The organism is Ensifer sp. LC384, assembly GCF_001695865.1.
Lineage (GTDB): Bacteria > Pseudomonadota > Alphaproteobacteria > Rhizobiales > Rhizobiaceae > Ensifer.
Map to the genome: position 1 here is coordinate 64,618 of NZ_MBST01000009.1, position 23,414 is coordinate 88,031.

23 protein-coding genes are annotated in these 23,414 nt (G+C 62.8%); 16 read left to right on the top strand and 7 right to left on the bottom strand.

Annotated features, from left to right (window positions below):
- Window positions 1-88 precede the first annotated feature (88 nt).
- From BC363_RS10290 to BC363_RS10325, 8 genes are read left to right on the top strand one after another with little or no spacing between them, the layout of a single operon-like run.
- Entirely contained in the window at window positions 89-610 is a 522-nt protein-coding gene (locus BC363_RS10290) for an Lrp/AsnC ligand binding domain-containing protein (protein WP_065781808.1), read from the top strand.
- Window positions 607-2,160 carry a hydantoinase/oxoprolinase family protein gene (locus BC363_RS10295; protein ID WP_065781806.1) on the top strand — a complete coding sequence of 518 codons (1,554 nt, stop codon included), beginning with the start codon at window positions 607-609 and terminating at the stop codon, window positions 2,158-2,160. The genes BC363_RS10290 and BC363_RS10295 overlap by 4 nt, the downstream gene beginning before the upstream one ends.
- Complete coding sequence (locus tag BC363_RS10300; RefSeq protein WP_065781804.1) at window positions 2,157-3,320, top strand: DUF917 domain-containing protein; 1,164 nt, start codon at window positions 2,157-2,159, stop codon at window positions 3,318-3,320. The genes BC363_RS10295 and BC363_RS10300 overlap by 4 nt, the downstream gene beginning before the upstream one ends.
- Complete coding sequence (locus tag BC363_RS10305) at window positions 3,320-4,897, top strand: ABC transporter substrate-binding protein (RefSeq protein ID WP_065781801.1); 1,578 nt, start codon at window positions 3,320-3,322, stop codon at window positions 4,895-4,897. The genes BC363_RS10300 and BC363_RS10305 overlap by 1 nt, the downstream gene beginning before the upstream one ends.
- Before the next feature lie 18 nt (window positions 4,898-4,915).
- A complete protein-coding gene (locus BC363_RS10310; protein WP_083222684.1) occupies window positions 4,916-5,935 on the top strand; it encodes an ABC transporter permease in 1,020 nt (339 codons plus the stop codon).
- Window positions 5,932-6,774, top strand: coding sequence for an ABC transporter permease (locus tag BC363_RS10315; protein ID WP_065781799.1), 843 nt, complete (start codon window positions 5,932-5,934; stop codon window positions 6,772-6,774). The genes BC363_RS10310 and BC363_RS10315 overlap by 4 nt, the downstream gene beginning before the upstream one ends.
- Window positions 6,761-7,714 (top strand): ABC transporter ATP-binding protein, encoded by a 954-nt coding sequence (locus BC363_RS10320; RefSeq protein ID WP_065781872.1) that lies wholly within the window; start codon window positions 6,761-6,763, stop codon window positions 7,712-7,714. The genes BC363_RS10315 and BC363_RS10320 overlap by 14 nt, the downstream gene beginning before the upstream one ends.
- A complete protein-coding gene (locus BC363_RS10325; RefSeq protein WP_065781797.1) occupies window positions 7,707-8,501 on the top strand; it encodes a dipeptide/oligopeptide/nickel ABC transporter ATP-binding protein in 795 nt (264 codons plus the stop codon). Before BC363_RS10320 ends, BC363_RS10325 begins: the two co-directional genes overlap by 8 nt.
- Before the next feature lie 238 nt (window positions 8,502-8,739).
- On the opposite strand, the gene BC363_RS10330 is transcribed toward BC363_RS10325, so the two are convergent.
- Window positions 8,740-10,335 (bottom strand): winged helix-turn-helix domain-containing tetratricopeptide repeat protein, encoded by a 1,596-nt coding sequence (locus tag BC363_RS10330; protein WP_065781870.1) that lies wholly within the window; start codon window positions 10,333-10,335, stop codon window positions 8,740-8,742.
- A 251-nt stretch (window positions 10,336-10,586) separates the two neighbouring features.
- Here BC363_RS10330 and BC363_RS10335 point away from each other — a divergent pair, with 251 nt between their 5' ends.
- From BC363_RS10335 to BC363_RS10350, 4 genes are all read left to right on the top strand, one after another.
- Complete coding sequence (locus BC363_RS10335; RefSeq protein WP_065781795.1) at window positions 10,587-11,339, top strand: SDR family oxidoreductase; 753 nt, start codon at window positions 10,587-10,589, stop codon at window positions 11,337-11,339.
- Between the two features lie 80 nt (window positions 11,340-11,419).
- Window positions 11,420-11,833 carry a cupin domain-containing protein gene (locus tag BC363_RS10340; protein WP_065781791.1) on the top strand — a complete coding sequence of 138 codons (414 nt, stop codon included), beginning with the start codon at window positions 11,420-11,422 and terminating at the stop codon, window positions 11,831-11,833.
- 92 nt (window positions 11,834-11,925) lie between these two features.
- Window positions 11,926-13,023 (top strand): HlyD family secretion protein, encoded by a 1,098-nt coding sequence (locus BC363_RS10345; protein WP_065781789.1) that lies wholly within the window; start codon window positions 11,926-11,928, stop codon window positions 13,021-13,023.
- Window positions 13,020-14,630 (top strand): DHA2 family efflux MFS transporter permease subunit, encoded by a 1,611-nt coding sequence (locus BC363_RS10350; RefSeq protein ID WP_065781787.1) that lies wholly within the window; start codon window positions 13,020-13,022, stop codon window positions 14,628-14,630. The genes BC363_RS10345 and BC363_RS10350 overlap by 4 nt, the downstream gene beginning before the upstream one ends.
- Window positions 14,631-14,696: 66 nt before the next feature.
- On the opposite strand, the gene BC363_RS10355 is transcribed toward BC363_RS10350, so the two are convergent.
- Complete coding sequence (locus tag BC363_RS10355; protein ID WP_244519843.1) at window positions 14,697-15,380, bottom strand: pyrroline-5-carboxylate reductase; 684 nt, start codon at window positions 15,378-15,380, stop codon at window positions 14,697-14,699.
- Window positions 15,381-15,659: 279 nt separating this feature from the next.
- Here BC363_RS10355 and BC363_RS10360 point away from each other — a divergent pair, with 279 nt between their 5' ends.
- Window positions 15,660-15,989, top strand: a complete 330-nt coding sequence (locus BC363_RS10360; protein WP_065781785.1) for a DUF6522 family protein — start codon at window positions 15,660-15,662, stop codon at window positions 15,987-15,989.
- Between the two features lie 40 nt (window positions 15,990-16,029).
- Here the strand turns inward: BC363_RS10360 and BC363_RS10365 are convergent, their stop codons facing one another.
- A complete protein-coding gene (locus tag BC363_RS10365) occupies window positions 16,030-16,425 on the bottom strand; it encodes a hypothetical protein (protein WP_139110150.1) in 396 nt (131 codons plus the stop codon).
- Window positions 16,426-16,603: 178 nt separating this feature from the next.
- Between BC363_RS10365 and BC363_RS10370 the strand changes: the two genes are divergently transcribed.
- A complete protein-coding gene (locus BC363_RS10370; protein WP_139110149.1) occupies window positions 16,604-16,987 on the top strand; it encodes a hypothetical protein in 384 nt (127 codons plus the stop codon).
- 39 nt (window positions 16,988-17,026) lie between these two features.
- On the opposite strand, the gene BC363_RS10375 is transcribed toward BC363_RS10370, so the two are convergent.
- A complete protein-coding gene (locus BC363_RS10375; protein ID WP_065781869.1) occupies window positions 17,027-17,698 on the bottom strand; it encodes a 5-formyltetrahydrofolate cyclo-ligase in 672 nt (223 codons plus the stop codon).
- Between BC363_RS10375 and BC363_RS10380 the strand changes: the two genes are divergently transcribed.
- Both BC363_RS10380 and BC363_RS10385 read left to right on the top strand, forming a co-directional pair.
- Window positions 17,673-18,701 carry a LysR substrate-binding domain-containing protein gene (locus BC363_RS10380; RefSeq protein ID WP_244519844.1) on the top strand — a complete coding sequence of 343 codons (1,029 nt, stop codon included), beginning with the start codon at window positions 17,673-17,675 and terminating at the stop codon, window positions 18,699-18,701. The genes BC363_RS10375 and BC363_RS10380 overlap by 26 nt on opposite strands.
- Before the next feature lie 61 nt (window positions 18,702-18,762).
- Window positions 18,763-19,884, top strand: a complete 1,122-nt coding sequence (locus BC363_RS10385; protein ID WP_065781780.1) for an HPP family protein — start codon at window positions 18,763-18,765, stop codon at window positions 19,882-19,884.
- Window positions 19,885-19,959: 75 nt separating this feature from the next.
- Here BC363_RS10385 and BC363_RS10390 read toward each other — a convergent pair whose 3' ends face one another.
- Genes BC363_RS10390 through BC363_RS10400 form a run of 3 tightly spaced genes read right to left on the bottom strand, consistent with a single transcriptional unit; the run spans window position 19,960 to window position 23,404 of the window.
- The gene (locus tag BC363_RS10390) at window positions 19,960-20,841 is read right to left on the bottom strand and encodes a dihydrodipicolinate synthase family protein (protein ID WP_065781779.1); all 882 of its coding nucleotides are present in this window, start codon (window positions 20,839-20,841) and stop codon (window positions 19,960-19,962) included.
- 27 nt (window positions 20,842-20,868) lie between these two features.
- Complete coding sequence (locus BC363_RS10395) at window positions 20,869-22,488, bottom strand: ABC transporter ATP-binding protein (protein WP_065781778.1); 1,620 nt, start codon at window positions 22,486-22,488, stop codon at window positions 20,869-20,871.
- A complete protein-coding gene (locus tag BC363_RS10400; RefSeq protein ID WP_065781777.1) occupies window positions 22,481-23,404 on the bottom strand; it encodes an ABC transporter permease in 924 nt (307 codons plus the stop codon). The genes BC363_RS10395 and BC363_RS10400 overlap by 8 nt, the downstream gene beginning before the upstream one ends.
- Window positions 23,405-23,414: the final 10 nt, after the last annotated feature.

Below are 23,414 nucleotides of genomic sequence, written 5' to 3' on the forward strand. Positions count from 1 at the left end.
ATATTTTATGCCGATTCGGAATAATGTAATTGACTTTATGCCGGTTCGGAAAATAAGCTGTTGGTTAGATAAGCCTGAGGAGCAGCTGGTGACGAACCGAGACGATCTGGACGAGCTCGACCGAACGGTCATTTCCATGCTGACCGAGGATGGGCGGCTTTCCGCATCGGAAATCGCCGCGCGCATCGGCAATGTTTCCGAACGCACGGTGCGTAACCGCATCGCCGCGCTCCTGCAGAACCGGCACATCGTTATCGGCGCCATTCCCGATCCAACGGCCATCGGCCGTGACGTTCAGGCAGAGCTGTTGATCGAGGTCGAGCCGGGCAAGGCCGATGAGGTCGCAGCCGAACTCGGCGAGTATGACGAGGTCGGATATCTCGCGGCGATCACCGGGCGCTACGCGCTCGCTGCTTCGGTCTTTTTCGATACCAATGCCGAACTCTTCGAATTCACCGAGGGCACTGTCGGCAAGATCCCCGGGGTGCACCGGGTCGTCACCAACATGATCCTACGGATGTACAAGATCTACGGCACTCGCACGACGGCGCTGAGCCAGCGCGAGCCGTCGGCAAACGGAGCGGGGCGCCGCGCCAGGAGGACTAAATGACGGAGCGTTTGCGCATTGGCGTGGATGTCGGAGGAACGAACACGGACGCGGCGCTGCTGCGGGGCAACGAAGTTCTTGCGACGGTGAAGACGGCGACGACGGAGAATGTCACCGATGGCGTCTCGGGCGCGATCCGGTCGGTGCTTTCGGCTGCGGGCATCCCTGGTGATCAGGTCGGCGCAGTGATGATCGGCACGACGCATTTTCTCAATGCCTTGGTCGAGCGCCGCCGCCTGCAGCGCACCGGCGTGCTGAGGCTCTGTGGCTCTTCCACGCGGGCACTGCCTCCGATGATCGACTGGCCCGAAGATCTCAGGCTTGTCGTTGATGGCGGCGCCGCACTTGTCGGCGGCGGCGTGAACTACGATGGTTCGGCGATCGCATCGCTCGACGCCGATGCGATCCGGCAGGCCTGCCGCGACTGGCGCGACCGCGGTATCGGCGCAATTGCCATTTGCTCGGTGTTTGCACTGGTTGACTCCCGTATGGAGCAGGAGGCGGCTGCAATCGTCTCCGAGGAATTGCCCGGCGCCTCAATCAGCCTGTCCCACCGCATTGGCCGCACCGGGCTTTTGCAGCGTGAGAGCGCCGCGATCCTCAATGCCAGCCTCCACCGCATCGGGCATGAGACAATCGCGGCCTTTCGCCAGGCCTTCGGCGAGCTCGGACTGTCCTGCCCACTCTACCTCACCCAGAATGACGGCACGTTGATGTCGGCGGACTATGCAGAGCGCTTTCCCGTCTTCACCATCGCTTCCGGCCCGACCAATTCCATGCGCGGTGCGGCTTTCCTTACCGGCCTGAAAGATGCCGTCGTCATCGATATCGGCGGCACGACGACAGATATCGGCATGCTGATCGGCGGCTTCCCGCGCAGCCGCGGCGAGGGTGCATCGATTGCCGGCGTACCAACCAATTTCCGGGTGCCGGACGTGTTCTCCTTCGGCCTCGGGGGCGGCAGCCTCGTGCGTGACGAGGGTGGATTGCGCATCGGGCCAGAGTCTGTTGGCTTCCGTCTGCCGGAAAAGGCGCTCTGCTTTGGCGGGGACACTTTGACGGCGACCGATGTCGCCGCTGCCGCCGGGCTCGTCGATCTTGGCGACAAGACGCGACTGAAACATCTCGACGGCGCAATGGTGGCGGCTGCGCTTGCCAAGATGAAAAGCGATGTCGAGGCCGTTGTCGACCAGATGAAGCCGGGGCCTGAGCCCATTCCGGCGATCCTTGTCGGCGGCGGCTCGGTGCTGGTCGATGGCCTCTTGGAGGGAACGAGCGTCTCGTTGCGGCCCGACCACTTCGGTTCGGCAAACGCCATCGGTGCAGCGATCGCCCAGGTCTCCGGGGAAGTCGACAACATCGTGTCGCTTGATGGCCAGTCGCGACAGGCGGCGCTTGATGGCGTTATCGCCGAGGCGCGCCGGCGTGCTGTCGAAGCAGGGGCGGCAGAAGCAACCGTGACGCTCGCCGAAATCGATGAAACGCCGCTCTCCTATCTGCCCGGCAATGCCATGCGGATCGCGGCCAAGGTGGTAGGGGATCTCAACCCATGAAGTTCTGGAACTTGCAGGAAACCGATATCGACCGGATCGCGCTTGGTGCCGGCATCCTCGGCACCGGTGGCGGCGGCAGCCCCTATCTCGGCGCGCTGATGGCCAAGGCGCAACTTCGGCAGGGGCGCCAAATCAGGGTGGTCCGCCCGGCCGACCTGGCGCCGGATTCCATGATATTGGCGCTTGGCGGCATCGGTGCGCCGACCGTCGGCATCGAAAAGATGGAAGAGGGCGACGAAGGCATACGGGTGCTGCGCTCGATCGAAGCGCTGATCGGCCGCCAGATCGACGCCGTCATCGCCGATGAGATCGGCGGGGCCAATGGCATCTCGCCGATGATCACCGCGGCAAAACTCGACATCCCGGTCGTCGATGCCGACGGCATGGGGCGCGCCTTTCCCGAAGTGCAGATGACCACGTTCTTCATCAACGGCCATCCCTCTGCACCCTCTGCACTCGCCGATGCCTCCGGAAATGTGCTCGTCGTCACCGAAGCGACCAGCCCGGAAATGCTGGAAAAGCTGATGCGTGCCGGAACGATTGCGATGGGGTGCACAGCGCATATGTGCACGGCGCCGATGACCGGTGATTTCGTCCGCCGTTTCGGCGTTCCGCACACAGTGAGCCAGGCTTGGCGGCTCGGCGATGCCGTCCTTGCAGCGCGCGCTGCCAAGACGGACCCGGTGGCTGCCGTGCTGAACCAGGAAGGCGGAACGCTGCTCCTGCAGGGCAAGGTCATCGATATCGGTCGCAAGATCGAGGGCGGCTTCGTGCGCGGGCGGATGACGATCGCCGGACTGGGTCAGTTCTCGGGCCGTTCGGTCGAGGTCGACATTCAGAACGAATATCTGGTCGCACGCGAGGACGGGCGGACTTTGGCAATGGTCCCCGACCTGATCTGCATGGTCGACAGTGAAACGGGGCGGCCGATCGCCACGGAAGAGCAGCGCTACGGTCTGCGTGTCAGCGTCTTCGCGATCCCGTCGCCGGCGCTGTTGCGCACCGAGCGGGCGCTTGCGTCCGTCGGCCCGCGTGCTTTCGGCTACGGGTTTGATTTTGAGCCGTTGGGCAAGCCGAACATGGCCGAGCCCGTGCATGCCTATGTCAACGACAAACAGATGGAGCGCGAAACCTCTTCGGCTCCCGTGGGAGCACTGTGATGAACCGTCGTGATCTGCTGAAAACTGCTGGTTTTGCTGCTTTTGCCTTCGGTGCCGGGGTGCCTGCCTTGCGTGGGCGCCAGGCGATGGCCGCCGATGGCACGTCGATCTTCACGCTCGCCTATCCCGCGGGCTTTCCCGATCTCGACCCCGCCACCTCGTTTTCGAATGACGGTGCTGTGCTGGCCAATACCTACGAAACCCTGACGCGCTACATTCCCGCACGCGACGGTGTCGAGGCCAAGGTGGAGCCTTTGCTGGCCGAAAGCTGGCAGTCCTCGCCGGACGGCCTGACCTGGACATTCCGCCTGCGCCCCGGCATCAAGTTCCATGATGGGGCGGAGCTGACCGCGCAGGCGGTAAAAGCCTCGATCGAACGGACCAAGAAGATAGCCGGCGGCGCCTCCTTCATCTGGGCGCCGGTCGAGACGATCGAGACGCCGGATGCCGCAACAGTGATCATGCGTCTCAAGACGGCGCAGCCAATGGACATAACCGCGGCAGCCGGCTTTGCCGCTTGGATCTATAGCCCCGCCTCGATCGACAAGGACAATGCCTGGTTCAACGCCGGCAACAGCGCCGGCACCGGCCCTTACAAGATCGAATCCTACGAGCCCGGCCAACGCGCGATCCTCACCCGCAACGAAGGTTACTGGGGCGGGTGGCAGCAGGGCGCCTTCGACAAGGTGGTCTTCGAGGTCATCGAAGATGTGGTGCTGGCGCAGAACAAGCTCGAAAGCGGAGAGGCCGACTGGACCTTCGGCATTCCCTACGACAATCTCGAAAGCCTGAAGGAACGCCCGGAACTGGCTGTCGTGGCGAACCCGTCCTTCGAAACGCTGGTGGGCATGTACAACACGCGCCGTGCTCCACTCGACAACGTCAAGGTCCGCCAGGCGCTGTCCATCGCATTTCCCTATGACGACGTCATCGCCGCCGGAACCGCTGGCCTTGGCGCCCGTGCCAAGGGGGTCATTCCGCCTGGTATCTGGGGGCACGATGCGGAGGCGCCGATCCCGGTAACGGACATCGAGAAGGCACGGGCATTGCTGGCGGAAGCCGGCATTGCCGAAGGCGGACTGGAGCTGACGCTCACCTATGCGACCGGCGACGCGCTCGAAGCGCTGGCCGGCGAACTCTGGAAGGCCAATCTCGAGCAGTTGGGCATTACGCTGACGCTGCAGCCGATGGCCTGGGAGGCGCAATGGCAACTGGCCAAGGCCGATCCCGCGGCGGGGCAGGATATCTTCCTCATGTACTGGTGGCCGACCTTCGTCACGCCCTACGATTACCTGTTCAATCTCTTCCATTCCGAGACGGCGCCGAATTTCAACCTCGGCTATTACGCCAATGCGGAATTCGACAAGCTGATTGATGAGGCCAACACACGATCGGCGACCGACAGGCATGCTGCGGAGGCGTCCTTCAAAAAGGCGCAGCGCATCCTGATCGAAGAGGCGGCTGCCGTCTTTGTCGTCGACAAGCCGAATGTTCACATCATTCGCGCCGATATCAAGAACTACGCTGACAACCCGGCCTATGGCCATGTGACCTTCGTCCACGAACTGAGCCGCTGAGGCGGGGAGCGAGGCGTCATGCACCTGATGCGTTATTTGTTGCGAAGGTTGGTTCTCTCGGTCTTCGTCGTGCTCGGTGTCACTCTGCTGGTCTTCGTCGTGGCCCAGGTGGTGCCCTCCGATCCGGCGGCACTTTATGCCGGTCCTCGGCCGACGGCTGAACAGATCGAGACGGCGCGCAGGGTGCTGGCGCTCGATGCGCCGCTGCATGAACGCTTCTTCTCCTTCGCCGCCAGAATGGCTACCGGAGAATTCGGCGCTTCCTACAAGACGCGGCGGTTGATCGCCGACGACTTGTCCGTCTTTCTGCCGGCGACGCTGGAACTCGCTGTCTTCTCCACTGTGCTGGCGCTGTTGATCGGGGTGCCGGCCGGTGTGCTGACGGCAGCCGGGCGCGGCGGGCTGCTCGATCGGCTGGGCGGACTAAGCTCGATTGCCGCTGTGGCGATGCCCACCTTCTTCCTGGCCATGCTTCTGCAGGCTTTCTTTGCGCAGTGGCTTGGCATCCTGCCGCTTTCGGGCCGACTGTCAAAGGAGTTCGCGGTGCTTGCGCCGCTGCCAACCGTCACTGGCTTCAACCTGGTGGATTCGCTCCTGGCCGGGCGCCCCGCGGCGTTCTTCGATACCGTGTCGCATCTCGTGTTGCCGGCATTGACCCTTGCCAGCTATCCCGCTGGTGTGGCCATGCGGCTCACTCGATCGGCCATGATCGAGATCCTGCAGCGACGGCATATCGTGGCCGCGCGTGCGCTCGGCCTGTCGGGGTCGCGCATCCTCTTCGGACACGCGCTGCCGAACGCCATGGGTCCCGCGCTGACAGTTGTCGGCCTGAGTTTTGCCTATGCGCTGACTGGAGCCGTGCTGGTCGAGATCATCTTCGCCTGGCCCGGCCTTGGCCGCTATGTCTCCGAGGCGATCCTGTCCAAAGACTTTCCAGTGATCGCGGCGGCAACCCTGGTGGTGACGATCTGTTATGTCGCGATGAACCTCCTGATCGACCTTGCACAGGCGATCTTTGATCCGAGGGTGGCCCTATGATGCGCAGTCTTTTCAAGCGGCTGGGCTGGGCCGGCTCCATCAGCCTCGGGATCATCGTCTTCTGTTTTCTCCTGGCGATCCTTGCACCTGTGGTCGCGCCCTTTCCGGCACAGGGCATGGGCACGCCCAATATCACCGACAAGCTGATGCCGCCGTCGGCCGAGCATTGGTTGGGTACCGATCATCTTGGGCGCGACATGGTCAGCCGGGTCATCTATGGCGCTCGTGTCTCCTTGACGACAGGCATGTTGATCGTTGCCCTTTCGCTGGCAATCGGGCTGCCTGTCGGCCTGTTGGCGGGCTATTTCGGCGGGTGGATCGATGATGCGCTGATGCGCGTCACCGATGTCTTCCTGGCTTTCCCGGCGCTTTTGCTCGCGGTTCTCATGGCGGCGGCCATGGGAGCGGGCATGGTCAACTCGACCGTTGCTGTCGCCGTCACCTGGTGGCCGTGGTATGCGCGGCTGGCGCGTGCCGAAGTCCTCGTCCTGCGCGGCCAGCCCTATGTCGAGGCGGCAAGGGTGATGGGGGTCTCTCATGGCACGATCATCCTGCGTCACATCCTGCCGAGCACCAGCCGGCCGCTCGCCGTGCAGGCGGCGCTTGATTTCGGTCCGGCACTCCTGACGGCGTCAGCGCTGTCATTTCTTGGACTTGGCATCCTGCCGCCGACGGCCGACTGGGGGCAGATGGTCAATGCCGGTCGCTCCTTCTTTCCGCTGCGCTGGTGGTACGCCGCTGCCCCGGGCGTGACCATCTTCGTGCTTGCGCTTGCCTTTTCGGTGCTGGGAGACGCGCTGCGCGGCGACGATGGAGGGCTGGGCGATGCCGCTCGTTGAAATCAAGGACCTGTCGATCCGCTTTGGCAGCCTCCACAATCCCATCCATGCTGTTCGTCACGTCGACCTGACGATCGAGCGCGGGACGATCCATGGCATGATCGGGGAATCCGGCTGCGGCAAGACCATCTCCGGCATGGCGCTGCTCGGCCTGTTGCCGCAAAGTGCGCGCGTTTCGGCCGACGTCTTTCGCTTCGACGGCCTCAATCTTCTCGATGTCGCCAAAAGCCTGCGCGGTCGGCGCATTGCCATGATTTCGCAAGACCCGGCCGCAGCTCTCAACCCGGTGCTGCGGATCGGCAGGCAAATGGACGATGTGCTCAAGAGCCACAGCGGCCTGCCGCGCTTCCAGCGGCGCGCAGCGGCCGAGGAATTGCTGGCGGCGACCGGTCTTCCGGACCCGCGGCGGGTCCTGAAGAGCTATCCGCATCAGCTTTCGGGCGGCATGCAGCAGCGTGTGGTCATCGCGCAGGCGCTTGCGACCGGCGCCGACTTCATCATCGCCGACGAACCGACGACTGCGCTCGACGTGACGGTCGGCGCGCAGGTGCTGGCGCTGCTGAAGCGGCTTGTTCGCGAGCGTGCACTGACGGTGCTGATGATCACGCACGATATGGACGTTGTTGTCGAATGTTGCGACAGCGCCACCGTGCTTTATGCCGGCCATACGGTGGAGACCGGACGCACGAGCGAGCTCTTGGCGACGCCATGCCATCCCTACACACGGGCTCTGCTCGCCGCACTGCCGGATGCGGTGGCCAAAGGCGAGAAGCTGGCGTCGATCGAAGGCCACATTCCACCTCCCTTTGCCGTGATCCAGGGCTGTGCTTTCGCGCCGCGTTGCGCAAGCGCCTTGCCGATCTGTCGCGAGGCGAAGCCACCGCAGCGGGGCGATGGGCAGCATTGTTGGACATGCCACCTGGAGCCCCACCATGGATGAGCCGTTGCTGCAGATACGCGATCTCGTGGTGCGCTATCGCCGAACGGGCTTTTTCTCGGCCCCGCCGCCACCGGCTGTGAACGCAATTAGCCTCGAACTGGCGAGCGGCAGCACGCTTGGTCTCGTCGGTGAATCCGGCTCGGGCAAGAGCAGTCTGCTGCGGGCCATCCTGCGGCTTGTTCCGGTCGAAAGCGGCACCATCCGGCTCGACGGCGACGACTGGCTGGCCTTGCCGGAACAGGTCTTGCGCGAGCGCCGCCGCGCGATCGGCGTCGTTGCGCAAAACCCCTTCCTCTCCCTTAGTCCGCGGCTGACCATCGCGGAAATCCTGGCGGAACCTATGACGGCACAAGGCCGTGTCCCTGCCCAGGAGCTGCGTGAGCGTGCAGCCGACATGCTCGAACGTTGTGGGCTGCCCGGCACTTTCCTCAGCCGTCGGGCGCGGGAACTTTCAGGTGGGCAGGCACAGCGTGTCGCCATCGCGCGAGCGTTGGTGCTGCAGCCCAAGCTCCTCATTCTCGATGAGCCGACCTCGGCACTCGACATTTCCGTGCAGGCCCAGATCCTCAACCTATTGGCCGACCTCAAGCAGGAGTTGGGGCTGTCGATGTTGTTCGTCACGCACAATCTCAAGGTTGTCCGGCATGTTTCCGATACGCTCGTCGTCATGCGCAGCGGTCGGGTCGTCGAAGCCGGCTCGACCGAACAGATATCGTTTGCACCAGCGGAGGAGTACACGCGCCAGCTGATGGGATATGGGGGCAATCTGCGCGATAGGTCCAGATGATGGAAGGCACCGCTCTCGTTGGCCCGATTGGCGAGGAGGCATTTCGGGAGGATGTCGCTTCCGTCTTAGGGGCACAGCGGCAGCCTGCCGAATAGGTCATGCCTTCAACAGCGAGTGCGGAGAGAGCCAGGGTGCGGTTATTGGTGCACATGCTGCCGCACCGGCCCAAGTTCTGACTTGCGTGCGGGCGGGGGACCGTGATCCGACGAAGCGTCGGCGGGGAGAAATCGCGCCGTGGTCACTCGGGCAACCCCGCCCGGCGCAGGCCATCGGCGAACCGCCCAAAATCCTCCGAGCGATGGATCGGAAGCCAGTCCTTGAGGTTGGAGATGCGCAAGGATGGGTCGAGCGTGCGCAGGCGCTGCATCGCCTGCCGCGCTTCCTCTTGTCTTCCCGCAAGCGCTTGGCTCGACGCCAACAGGGCGGCTGCGACCAGCAGGCTCGGCAAGTTCCCGAGCGCCTTCTCCGCCCAGGCAGAGGCGGAATCGAAGCGCCCGGCAAAAAAATGCGCGAGAGACGTCGCGGCCTGCATGCGAAACATCTCCGGATCCAATGGGCTCAGGCGAACGGCATGGGCTAGATCCTCGATCGCGCTCCCCGTTTCACCACGGAAAACGCGCAGCGCCGCGCCGAGGAACCAGGCGGGGGCAAAATTGGGATTGAGCAGCCGCGCCCTGTCGATGAGCGCGATGCCGCCGTCAAGATCGCCGGCAAGATGCCCGAGCGCGTGCCCGCCTCGCGTCAGCGCCACCGCATCATCCCGGCCAAGTTCCACGGCCAGCCGCGCCAGCCGCACGCCTTCGGCGATCTCGCGGGGTCGGTCGACCATCCAGCCGTTCAGCTTGCGCCAGAAATAACACCAGGCCGCCCCGCCATAGGCTGATGCAAATTCGGGGTCGAGCTCGATTGCCTTGTAGAACAGGGTGCGTGCGGTCTCGATCGCTTCGTGGGTGCCGATATGCAGCTTCGCCATGGCGCGCAGGTAGTAGTCGTAGGCATCCAGGCTTTCCGTCGGCTTGCGCTTGGCGCGTTCGATTTCCGCCCGTTCGAGTTGCGGCGAGATCGCGCCGACGACGCTTGCCGAAATCTGATCCTGAAGTTCGAAGATGTTGTCGAGCGTGCCCTCGAAGCGCTCTGCCCACAGATGCGCGCCGGTCGTGGCGTCGATCAGTTGCCCGGTGATGCGCACCTGGCTGCCGGCCTTGCGCAGGCTGCCTTCGAGCACATAGCGCACGCCCAGTTCCCGGCCGACTTCCTTCACATCCACCGCTCGGCCCTTGTAGGTAAAGCTCGAATTGCGCGCGATGACGAACAGCCAGCGGATGCGCGACAACGCCGTGATGATGTCTTCGACCACGCCGTCGGCAAAATACTCCTGCTCCGGATCGCCGCTCAGGTTCTGGAACGGCAGGACGGTCATGGATGGCTTGTCCGGAAGTACGAGCGCAGACGGTTGCTCCTTCAATCTGTCGGAGGCGTCTTCAGTGGCGCCAGCCCCGCCAGGCTGGCGCGCCTGTCCGGTCTCATCGACTGCGATGTCGCCCACGAAGCGGAAGCCCTTGCGCGCGATGGTGCGAACCTGGCGCTGCTCCTCGCCGCTGTCTCCGATGGCCTTGCGAACCGCGTTGATGTGGCTGGTGATCGTCGATTCCGAGACCACCCGGCCGCCCCACACCGCCTCCAGCAGGTCGTTCTTGCTGACGACCCGGTTGCGGTTCGCCACGAGGGGCAGCAGAAGGTCGAAGACCTGCGGTCCAACGCCCACGACTTGCCCGCGCAAGGTCAGTTCCCTGCGCTCCTGATCGAGCACGTAGTCTCCAAACATGAACCGCAAGGCCGGCATCCCTGACCGCGCGCCACCGGCTCCCGGCCGAGGCAACTGACGAAAAATATCTGACATCGATGGCGAACGCCTGGCCCGCCCACCCGCCCGCAAGGGCGTCGGCCAGGCAGGCGTCTTGGACATATATTCAAGCATCCTCCAAGGGCAATTCAAGCCTGCCGCAAGGACTTCTCGCATACCCGCAGGTACTCTCCATTTGCATAGACGGCAATGGTTGCGGTCGGGAAGAGCGGAGAAAACCCATGAAGATCGTCGTCATCGGAGGCACCGGCCTCATCGGATCGAAACTTGTGAAGAACCTGCGCGAGCGCGGTCATGACGTGCTCGCAGCCGCCCCCAACACGGGCGTGAATACCATTACCCGCGAGGGCCTCGCGGGAGCGATGGATGGAGCCGAGATCGTTGTCGACGTGGCGAATGCGCCGGTTTGGGAAGACAAGGCCGTGCTGGAGTTTTTCGAGACCTCGGGTCGTAACCTGCTGGCGGCCGAAGCCGCGGCGGGCGTTCGCCATCACATCGCCCTGTCGATCGTCGGCAGCGAGCGGCTTCCGGACAACGGCTACTTCCGAGCGAAGATCGCGCAGGAAAACCTCATCAAGGCGTCCGGCATTCCCTACACCATCCTGCGCGCCACGCAGTTCTTCGAGTTTGTCGACGGCATTGCGCAATCGGCCACCGTCGATGGCGAGATCCGCCTGTCGCCGGCGCTCTTCCAGCCGATCGCGTCCGACGACGTGGCGGCCGCGCTCACCGATGTCGCGCTCGCACCGCCGGTCAACGGCACGGTCGAAGTCGCCGGCCCGGAGGCTGTTCCGCTCGATGAACTGGTGAGGCGCTTCCTGAAGGCAAAGCGCGACACGCGCAAGGTCGTGCCCGACGTTCACGCACGCTACTTCGGCGCCGTGCTCGCCGATCAGTCGCTGACACCAGGCGAAAAACCGCGCCTCGGCAGGATCCGCTTCGAGGACTGGCTCGGCCAGCAAGCCGCACACTGAGGCTTGCGCGGACAAAACAGTAGAGCCTCGCCCGGGACCGGGCGCCACTTCCCGATAGATACTCTCGAAGGAGAATGACAATGCTTACACGGTTACTTCAGGCCTTTGCCCTGACCGCGCTCTCGATCACCACGGCGTCGGCCGCCGATCAGCCGGAGGGCAAGGTGACGATCGTCTTCGATCACGCCCTTCCGAATGCCCCCGGCAAGAGCATGAAGGGAGTGCTCGTCGAATATGGGCCGGGCGGCGCATCGCCCGGCCATACGCATCCGGACTCCGCCTTCATCTACGCAACGGTGCTTGAAGGCTCGATCCGCAGCAGCGTCAATGGCGCGCCGGAACGGGTCTACGAAGCCGGCGAGAACTTCTACGAGGAGCCCGGCGCTCGTCACGGCGTCAGCGCGAACGCCAGCGACACGAAGCCGGCGCGATTGCTCGCGGTGTTCATCGTCGACACCGACGAAAAGGAACTGACCACGCCCATCGGCGAATAGCCGCATCGAACGTTTTTCTGCGCGGGCAGCCTTCGGCAATTCCCGTCTAAAGGCTGCCCCGCGGTCACCCACACCCAGCAGGAACTGAGAAAATGGATTCGCTCGAGGACAAGGCCGCCATCGTCGCAGGCAAGCGCGCCGCGATCGGTGGCGCCGTCGCGCCAGCCAACAAGAAAAAGGTCGTCGGTCTGCTTCTGTGCCTTGGCGCCGTGATAGCCGTTGCTGGCGGATGGGCCTGGGCTCGTCCGAGCGGCGAGGTATCGACCGACAATGCATATGTGCGCGGAGATGTTACCTCGCTTGCCCCAAAAGTTGGGGGCTACGTCACGACGGTGGAGGTTGACGACAACCAGACCGTAGGCACAGGGCAGGTGCTGTTCCGGATCGACGATCGAGATTACAGGGCACGGCTTGCCCAGGCGGTCGCGAATGTGGAAGCCGCTCAAGCCCGCCTCATCAATGTTAATGCGGAGTCTGAGCTTCAGCGGGCGCTCATTCGACAGGCCGAAGCTCAGAGACGTTCGGCCGTCGCTGAGATGAATCTGGCGACCAAGGCCTATGGGCGTCGACGTGAGCTTATTCGCAGCAACACGATCAGTCAGGCGCATGTCGATGAAAGCGACGCGGCGCGGTCGAGAGCCGAGGCGAGCGTATCCGCCGCCTCCGCAACGGTCGAGGCTCAACAGCAACGCATCGCCGTCCTGGCAGCGCAGCGCGAAGCGGCCGTTGCGGCCGTGGCGCAGGCAGAGGCGGCTCGCGATTTAGCCCAGATCGATCTCGAAAGCACAGTGGTTCGCGCGCCTGTCTCCGGTGTTGTCGGCAACCGCCAGGTTCGCGTCGGCAGGCTTGTTGCGCCGGGCAACGCTTTGCTCGATATCGTTCCGGTCGCCGGCGTGTGGGTCGTGGCGAACTTCAAGGAAACCCAGCTCGAACATATCCGGCCCGGCCAGCGCGCTCGCATTCGCGTTGACGGTTATCCCAACGAGGCCCTTGAGGGCGTGGTCGACAGTTTTGCGCCCGGCAGCGGGTCTGCCTTCAGCCTGCTCCCTGCCGACAACGCCACAGGCAACTTCGTTCGTGTCGTCCAGCGCGTTCCGGTGAAGATCCGCTTTGCCGGCAATCCGCTTCCCGGCCGTCTCGTGCCAGGCCTTTCCGCGCGCGTAGCGATCGAGCTGGGGAGGGGATCATGACGACGGGCGTTACCGCAATCCCGAGCCGTGAGAGGTCGACAACCGGGGCCCTTCTTGTCGCGGGCATCGTGCTTGCCGCACTGACGGAGGCGATTGCCAGCACCGCCCTGTCGCTGGGGCGCGGTGATATCATCGGTGACACCTATGCAACGCCTGATGAGTTCGCCTGGCTGGACATCGGATACACCACTCTCAAGCTCATCGGCTTCATGGCGACCCCTTGGCTGCTAAGCCGCATCAATCCACGGGCGCTGATCCTTGGCTCGACACTTGCCATGGGCATGGCGTGCGCCATTGCCGCCATGACAGCTCGCCTGGACCTGCTGGTCGGCCTTCGCCTGATCCAGGGCTTCTCCGGCGGCACCCTGCTGGTTAGCGGCCAGGCGATTATCTTCCTTGCCTATCCTCGAACCCGCCAGCCGGTGCTGCAAGCATTGTTCGCCATGGGAGCCGTTGTCGCGCCCGCGACGATCGCGCCGGCCCTTCAGGGATGGTTATTAGACAGCCAATCCTGGATGTGGATCTTCTTCAGCATCGTCCCGGTGTCGCTTGCTGCGGCCGGGCTCCTGCTGATTGCAGACGGACCAATGCCCGCCAGGACCGCGCAACGACCGTTTGACTGGATCGGCTTCACATTGATGTCCGTCACGCTCTTCTGCGGCACTTATGTCCTCGGCCAGGGCAGCCGATGGGATTGGTTCGAGGAGCCGCGCATCCTGTGGCTAACGGTGATTGGTACGGCCACGCTGCTGGCGTTTCTCGGCCAGCAGATACTCGCTGAAGGTCAGGGCCTGCTCGACTTTACCCTGTTCAGATCGGAGGATTTCAGCTTCGCCTTCATCGTCAGCTTCGTTGCCGGCGCCGCATTGTTCGGGAGCGCCTTCCTCATTCCGTCATTTGCCGTGTCCGTTCTCGCGTTCACCCCTACCGACGCCGGGCAGCTCCTGTTGCCGAGCGGCGCACTCTTCATCGGCGCGCTTCTTCTGGCCGCCTTCCTGATGCAGGCCTGCCACCTTCCTCCTTTTGCCACGGTGCCCTTTGGCATCCTGATGATCATGGGAGCGATGTGGATGCTGTCCGGCTCGACCAGCGAGAGTGGCGCGGACGACATGATGGCGGCGATCCTGTTGCGCGGTCTGGGTCTTGGCTTCCTGTTTCTATCGATTACCCTGATTGCCTTCAGCAACCTCGACAGCCGAAATCTCGCTGCCGGGATCGGCTTGTTCAATACGGGTCGCCAGCTTGGCGGACTTATCGGGGTCGCAGGCCTCCAGACATTGATCGATCACAACGTCGCCGCCAATGTCGCAGTGCTTGCCGCCGACGTAACCGCAGGGGAGATTGCGGTCCTCGAACGGCTGAAGACCACCACAGCCATGCTGATGGCGAAAGGGATGGAAGGAGCCGCCGCAAGCCGGGCCGCGACGAGCCTTTTGGGCCGGGTCGTGACAGGTCAGTCGACGGTGATTGCCTTCGACGCTGCGTTCAACGCAGTCGCCCTGCTTTTTCTGATCGCCGCCCCCCTGCTGGTCGGCATCAAGATCGGATTGTCCCGATATGCAAGGGCACCCGCTCGGCGGATGCAAGGCAAGGCAGTTCAACTGTGAAAAGGCGGACCGAACAGGATTTTTCCGGATCATCGATCGCGGCAATGAAGGCGATCCTCTCGAAAACTAACCCTTAATTCGCGCATGCACATTGGTAAGCGCTCGCGCCAGAGCGTCTGATCCGCCTTCTTGCTCGAAGTCCCGGAAAGCTTGCTCATTCAATCCACCCTTGGTGGAAAACTCGCGGCTGAGCTCGATGAAAGCAACGTCCTCGCCCGCCGCGGCCGCCGTTTGTGACAGCTCCACGAACAGGGGAGCGAGATAGGCGCGGGCTTTTCCTTCCGGCAGCCCTTGATCGGCGAGCCACTCCGTCGTGCGCTGCATGATGCCGAAGTATGTGCCCATCAAGGCGCTCGCCGCCGCGAGGAGATCGTATTCTTCCCTGGTATCGCATTCGACGGCGTTGCCGAGCGAATTGAAGATCGCAGCGGTTTCGCGATCCGGCGGATAGACGGCCGTGACACCTTTCCGCCTGGACACAAAAGGCAGTGGAATAGCCTGGGTCAGGTGCACGTCCGCCCCGATCCAGTCCGATAGCACGGGTCGGCCGGTTGCGGCGATGACGCTGATTACCTTCTGGCCGTTGCGGAACCGGAGGGGGCGGATGACCGCTTCGGCAATCTGCGGCCGGATCGCAAGGACGACGGTATCGCACTCATCGATGATCGTCTGGTTGTCGACTGAGACGACAACGTTGGGGAGATCGGCGGCGAGTTTTGCGGAAATTTCCGCATTGCGCGACGAAAGCATGAACGGCGACTGGCGAGGACCTTCTGATGGCCGGAAGCGGTTTTGTTGTGATCTGTGAGCTCGCATGCCGTGATGACCATGGTGATCAGGATGGATGCCCGCGTAACCTTATTTGTCACAACAGTCCTTCATCGGTGGAAACAGGTCTGAGATCCCATTTTACGACCATTCGCTATTGCCTTGGCTTGGCTGGTAGCGCGAAGATCGAAACTCGAAGAGGGCGATCATCGGCGCTTTGCGCCTCGTCGAGAGAGCCGCATCCTCAGGAAGAGCAGTTCAATGCCGACGCTGACAAAAAGACGGGTTTTACGTGTCGAGCGCGATGCCGGCGGTGATTTTTCCGTTCCGGCAGCAACGATGTCGTCAGCACTTCGCCTGCCGCCGGCGGAGTTGAAGAACCGCCTGAGCCGCGGGGAAGTCAAAAGCCAGGTCGAGATCGGTCAAGGTGAGCACGCCGGAACATTCAGACTGACGTTGCGATGCGGGGGTCGCCTCTGGACCGCGACGGTTTCTGCCGACGGAACGGTGATGGACGAAGTTTTCTCGTTTGATCGCGAGCGTCTGGCCAGTTGGCGCCGCCGTCACGGTAACCATGGTTCGTGTCGCTGACGACCGCCCACGTCGCCCTGACTTCCGTTGCGCCCGGTTCCTACGCCACGAGACTGAAGCGCGCCCGATTGCCCGCCTGGCTCAAAAGGTCGATGCCGAGATCCGCGCTCACTGCGTCATCCGCAATGACGCTCACGCGTTTATTCGAAGGCATGGGTCCAGAAGCGTTCGCCATTGGCGAGATGCCGATGTTCCCTTTACCGCGCCGTCGGGGCTCGTGCCGCGACCAGTGGGTGAGCCAATTTCGGCAGCGGTGCTCTGCGAATTCCTGATCGAGCGACACCTCGACCTTTGCGAGCGCGAGCACGAAAAGCGTCTGCGGCAACGCGCTCAGGTCTTTGCAGCGGCGGCGATCCGTTGTCTGCAGTGCATTCATGCCAGAGCGGGAGAAAAGCGGCGGTGGTCGCGATCTCGCCGTATTGAACTTGCGTTCCAACAAAGAACGCTCAGGTGAATTGCGCGAGCGGGATCTGAGGGATGATCTTGCTGAAGCCCTCGCTGCGATTGCTTGATCTGCACAACGAACGGGCAATCTGCCCGGCCGCGTGCCGGATTTTCCCGCAAACCGTTTCCTTTTGCGTAGGTTTAAGCGCGCCGAAGCGAGGTGTCGCCGGATGGCCCGCCTTTTGCTTCTCTCCATCTGGCGCACGAGCTCAAGGGTTGGAGAGACGATGTGGAATGGATTGCTGCTATCGCTGTTGCTGAGCATTTCGATGGGGCTCAGTCTCAAGGGGGTCTGCTCCGTATTGAGCGAGCATGTCCAGGTGGCGCGCGGCAACGCGGTGCGGGCAACTGTCGCGACGTCCGTCGGCCTGACCGCGCTCGGACTGGTGTTCAGCTATCAGGGTCTGTGGCTTGGCGTGGCAGCCGTGTTGTTTGGAGTGGGACTTTCGCTTGTGGCTGGCCGGCTGATGTCGCAGACGACCTCGCTCATCATCTCGACCGTCGCCCTTTGCGTCTATTTGCAGCTAGGGGGGCTGTTGGTTTCAACCGTTTGACCACCGGCCCGAGAGTAGGCGCAGGCCCGTGCATTGGCCTCATGTTCGCAACCGTGTCCGCATTTCGGTGACGATCGCGTCCATGGCAATGTCGTGCCATTGCGGACGAATGCTCTCGATCTTCTGCCGTTCGAAACCCACTCCGATCACAAGTGGTTTTGGCCTGAGAACGGCCAGCGTGCGGTCATAATAGCCGCCGCCGTAGCCCAGGCGAAAACCGTCCTTGTCGAAACCCACCACAGGTGCAACGACGACCGACGGTTCGACAGGCTGTCCGCCGGCCGGCACCGGGATGCCCCAGACGCCTCTTTCCAGCGGTTCGCCCGGTCGCCATGATCGAAAACTCAACGGCTGCGCTTTGGCAACAACGACCGGCAACAGACAGAGGGCTCCGCGCTCAACGAGCGCGTTCATCCAGGGGCGCAGGTCCGGTTCGCCACGAAACGGCCAATAAAGAGCAATCGCCTTGCCCTCGACGTCAGGCACGAGTGGATCAATCGCCGCCTGGATCGCCTGTGACCACACTGCGCGTTCCGCAGCAAGTGGGGTCTGTCTCGAATTGATCAGCGCTTGACGCAACGGTTTGCGCCATTCGTAGGTCGAGTTCGGTTCGGCCTCTCCGAGACCGATATAGGTAGGATCCACCTCGTTCATGCGACATGGTGACGACGAATAGGTCGGCGAAATGTCGTCCTCATTGTTTCCGTTCATGATCGTCTGCCTTTCTCTTGATCCGGCGAAGTTTCGAAATCCAATTCCTGCGGCCGCCTTGATTGTCATTCCGACATCGAGAACAATAAGGCAGTTTCATTCTTCCTGCAGGCTGATAATGGACTTCACGAGTCTCGAAATCTTTCTGGCGGTCGCCGAGCATGCCAGCGTGACGCGGGCAGCCACTGCGGCGGGTCGCGCACCATCCAATGTGACGAACCGCGTTCGTGCCCTTGAGGAGGAACTGGGCGTCGAACTCTTCAGTCGCCAAGGCAAGAAGATGACCTTGACGCGCGATGGTCGAACGTTTCGGTCCTATGCCAGCCGTCTGCTCGCGCTAGGCAAAGAAGCGCGCGACGCGCTCAAGCCTTCGGCGATGCCCAACATGCTGCGGGTAGGCAGCATGGAAAGTACCGCCGCCACACGTCTGCCACTGGTGCTGCAGGCATTCAATCTGGCCCATCCGGATATCGCCGTCCGATTGACAATGGGTTCGTCGGAGGAATTGGCCCGCGCTGTCCTGGCCGAGGAAATCGACTGCGCCTTGATCGCACGGATGCCAGCCGACATTGTCGATGCATGGTCAGAGATATCAGATGATCTTGATGCTGAGCCGATCTACCAGGAGGAGGTGCTCATCGTTTTGCCCGCTTCCCACCCGCCGATCACGACGGCTGCCGACGTGCGGGTCACTTCCTTGGCAGCGCTTGAGCCCGGCTGCACCTATCGGCGCGTGGCGGAAACCTGGATCAGGTCAGCCGGGTCGATTACGACCACGGAAGTCTCGTCCTACCACGCGATGTTGGCAAGCGTCGCAGCGGGCGACGCGATCGGTGTGATGCCAAGATCCGTATTTGATCTCATGGATTGGCCGGGTGCGGTCAGGATATACCCGTTGCGCGATGTCCAGACACTGCTTATCTGCCGCAAGGGCAGTCGCTGCCCGGCGGTCGAGATCCTGCATCAGGCGATGCTGGCCAATCCCGGCCCGTACGCACGCTGACTTCTCGAACCGGCAATCGGCTATCTCGATTTCGAACGCACCGGCAGTAACGGAAAACCCCATGGTCGATTCACCCAACATCGTGCCGCCCGCAAGGCCGCCCCGGCGTTTCTTTGTGCCAATTCTTGCCGGAGCCACATTGCGCGAGCGTCTGCTCGGCTGCCTCGGGGCACTGGTTGGCATCCTGTTGACCGGTATGATTAGCGGCAGCTTTTTCGGTGCTGGTGCCAGCCTTCCGCTGATCGTGGCGCCCATGGGTGCGTCCGCAGTTCTCCTGTTCGCTGTGCCGGCCAGTCCACTTGCTCAGCCCTGGTCAATCATCGGGGGCAATACGATCTCAGCGTTTATCGGCGTCCTGTCAGCGATGCTTATACCGGACCCGCTAGTTGCGACCGGTATCGGTGTTGCGCTTGCAATCGCTGCCATGTCATTTGCCCGCTGCCTCCATCCGCCAGGCGGCGCTGCCGCCTTGACGGCGGTGCTTGGAGGTCCGGTCGTTGCAAATTGGGGCCTTTGGTTCCCTCTGGTGCCCGTTGCGCTCAATTCGTGCCTGCTGGTTGCGCTCGGCGTCCTGTTTCACAAGCTCGCCAGACGCAACTACCCTCATGTCGCGGCGCCGGTTTCGAATGCCCATCAGACAGTTGACCCACCGTCGGATCGACGTGTCGGTTTCACGAGTGCTGACGTCGACGCGGCACTCGAGGCGCTCGAGGAGACTTTCGACATTAGTCGCGACGACCTCGATCGGCTGTTGCGGCAGGTGGAATTGCAGGCTGCGATCCGCGCGACACCAAATATTCTGTGCCGCGATATCATGTCGCGCGACGTCATCAGCGTGCGTGATGAAGACAACAGTGATTTGGCGCGCTCGCTTCTGCTCAAGCACAATGTTCGCATTCTGCCGGTCAAGGACGGGGATGATCGGCTCGTGGGCACAGTTGGGCTGAGAGAGCTCTCACAAGCCGGCACGACGCTTTCCAACAGTCTCGCGGTGCCGGTAACAGCCGGCCCGCAGGACCGGGCCATGAGCCTTCTGCCCGCCTTGACGAGCGGCAGGATACACGCCGTCATCATCGTCGATGAAAACAGCCATGTCCTGGGGCTAATCTCTCAGACCGATCTGTTAGCTGCGACCGCAAGAGCGATTTTTGAAAGCAGGGTTGCCGACGAGGACGCGGCGTAATCGACAACGCACGGCCGATTGGGTCCATCGGCTGCGTTGGAGGGATTTAACGGCGATGGCGAAAGGTGGCGCCGGTCACAGGAGCTCGTACCGGCGCAGAATTTCCTCGATCTGGGCGTCTTGATTCCTGTTGGGCAAAAGGGCCGGCTGGCGGCTGGCGCCGACGGAGGCGTCCTGCAGATAGAGCGAGCGCTTGACCATCGCAGGCGCGAAGCCGAGGGCGTACAGATCCGTACGGAAGGCGGAGTAGATCGCCTGTTGCCGCTCGGCTTCGGCGATATCGCCGGTGTTGAAGGCGTTCAAAATCCCCGCCAGAACGTTCGGCATGGCATTGCCGAGGCCCGATATGCATCCGGCGGCGCCGTTCTGCAGCGCCCAGAGGACCAGATGGTCGGGGCCGGAGTAGACTTCGAAACCCTTCACGTCTCCGGCCACTTCGAGATAGGCCTCAAGCGTTTCTTTCGCTCCGCCCGAATCCTTGATGCCGGCGATGTTACCGTGGCGCGACAGCGTGCGGGCGGTCTCCGGCTCGATGTGGTTCTGCGTGCGGGCGGGAATGTCGTAGAGATAGACGGGCGTTTCGACGGCATCGGCGACGGTCGAGAAGTGACGGATCAGACCGTCCTGAGTGCAGGCGATGAAGAACGGCGTTATCACGGCGATACCGTCGACGCCGATGCGGTCGAATTCGCGTGAGAGCTTCAGCGTTTCGAAGGTGGCGGGCATGCCCGCATTGACGATTACCTTGACGCGACCGGCGACTTCATCAACCACCTCCGTCGTCAGGCGAACTTTTTCTTCGAAGGTGAGGGCACTGAAGTCACCGTTGGTGCCCGCGCACATGATGTTGTTGCCGGCGTCGACCTGTCGGCGGACTTGGGCGCGCGTTGCTTCGTAGTTGATTGTCTCATCGTCGTTGAAACAGGTGACGAGCGCGACAAAGGCTTGCTTGGACATTTCAGTCTCCAGGGATTGGGGGACGCCTCAAGAGGCGCATTCGAGCCGGGCAGTGCGATTGGCCGCCTGAACATCGGGGTCGGGATCAAGTCCGGCTGCCAGCAGCGCGCGGGTATAGTTCTGGCGCGGGGTTTCGAATACCTCCTGCACGGTGCCCAATTCCACGACATTGCCCTTCTGCATCACCATGACGTGGTCGGCGAAGTCACGCACGACGGGAAGGTCGTGCGCAATGAAGATGAAGGCGATGCCCATGTCCTTGCGAAGCTTGTCGAGCAAGGCAATGACCTGGGCCTGGACCGAGACGTCAAGCGCCGAAACCGCCTCGTCGCAGATGATCAACTGCGGCTCGAGCGCCAGCGCCCGGGCAATGGCGATGCGTTGGCGCTGGCCCCCGGAAAATTGATGCGGATATCGCCCCATGTGTTCCGGGCCAAGGCCCACCTGAACCAGGAGTTCGGCCACACGTTCCCGCCATTTTGACTTCGGCAGAATGTCCGGATGGATCACCCAGGCCTCGGAGATCAACTGGTAGACGGTCATGCGCGGATTGAGCGACTGGGTGGGATCCTGGAACACCATCTGCAGGTCGCGCCGCAATTTGTAGAGTTCTGCCGGCGACAGCCGGAAAAGATCGCGGCCCTTCCACAGCGCGCTGCCGCTGTCGGGCTCGTCCAGCCTGAGCAGAATGCGCGCGAGAGTGGATTTGCCTGAACCGCTCTCGCCGACGACGGCCATCGTCTCGCCGGGCATGAGGTCAAAGGAGATGCCTTTCAGCGCTTCGAAGTTGCCGTAATGCTTGCGCACGTCGCGGACCGACAGAACCGGCTCGCCACGCGCGCCTGGCGCGTGCATTTTGCCCTTTCCGGGGGCGGCGGCGATCAGCTTGCGCGTGTAGGGGTGCTGCGGGTTCTTGTAGACATCGCGGACCGTTCCGGCCTCAACCAGTTCGCCCTTCTCCATCACGACGACGCGGTCGGCGATCTCGGCGACGACGCCAAGGTCATGCGTGATGATGAGAACCGCCATACCTGTTTCCTGCTGCAGCTCTTCGAGAAGCGCCAGCACTTCGGCCTGTACCGTCACGTCGAGCGCCGTCGTCGGCTCGTCGGCGATCAGCAAATCGGGGCGAAGCGCAAGCGCCATGGCGATCATGACGCGCTGGCGCTGGCCGCCGGAGAATTCGTGCGGATATTTGTCGAGCGATTTTTCCGGGTCGGGAATGCCGACGCGGGTGAGCAGGCGCAGGGCCTCCGACTGTGCCGCGGCGCTCGCGGCACCATGGGTCGTCAATGCCTCGCGTATCTGCCAGCCGACCGTATAGACCGGGTTCAGATGGCTGAGCGGATCCTGAAAGATCATCGCAACGCGGCGACCGTTCACCTCGCGTCGTTTCTGCGCCGGCATCTTCAGGAGGTCGACGCCGTCGAGCAGGATCTCGCCCGAGCTGATATGCCCTGGCGGCATGTCGATCAGGTTCATGATCGCCGATGAGGAGACCGACTTGCCCGACCCGCTTTCTCCAAGGATCGCCAGTGTCTCGCCGCGATCGAGATGGTAGGAGATGTTGCGGACGGCTTTGACCACGCCCATGACCGTGTGAAATTCAACCGAGAGGTTGCGCACTTCCAGCAGATGGTCAGCCATTCCTACGGCCTTTCATTTCCAGGCGCCAGCGCTGGACGGGATCGAGCGCGATGCGCATCCAGTTCGAAAGCAGGTTCAGCGACATCGTCGTCAGGATGATTGCGAGGCCAGGCCAGAAGGACAGCCACCAGGCATTGGTGAGATACTGCCTCCCTTGGGAAATCATCAGGCCCCAGGTGATCTCGGGCGGCTGAATGCCGATGCCGAGGAAGGAAAGCGCGCTTTCCGCCAGCATGACATAGGCGAAGTCGAGGGTGGCGAGCGTTGTCAGCGTCGGCAGAACCACCGGCAGGATATGCCGGAACAGGATGCGCCTGCTCGATGCGCCCATGACGCGCGCCGCCTGCACGAACATGCGCTCGCGGATCTCCAGCACCTCGGCGCGGGTCGTGCGCAGGTAGACCGGAATGCGCGTGATCGAGAGGACCAGCATCAGGTTCAGGATCGACGAACCGAGGACATAAAGCACGATCACCGCGATCAAGAGCGACGGGAACGACATGATGACGTCGGCCAGCCGCATGATGATCTGGTTGACGCGCGCGGAGGAGAAGCCCGCGATCAGACCGAGGGTCGTGCCGACGACGGCGGAGATCGCCACGGCGCCGGCCGCGACCATCAGCGTGTTTTGCGTCGCCACGATGATGCGGGCAAACAGCGGACGCCCGAGGGCATCCGCCCCCATCCACCAGACCCAGCCGCGTTCCCACTCGAACGGGGCAGCATTTCGGCCCCGCAGGTTCTGCTTGGTCGCAAGATCGCCGAGCCAGCTCGGGCCGACGATGGCCAGGACGAGGATGACGATGAGGAAGATGGCGGCACAGAGGGCGAACTTGTCCGCCCAAAGCATGCGCGCCATGCGGACCACGAGCCCCGGTTCGGCGGCGATCGTCGTATCTGTCGTCTGTAAGGTCATGGCAGAACTC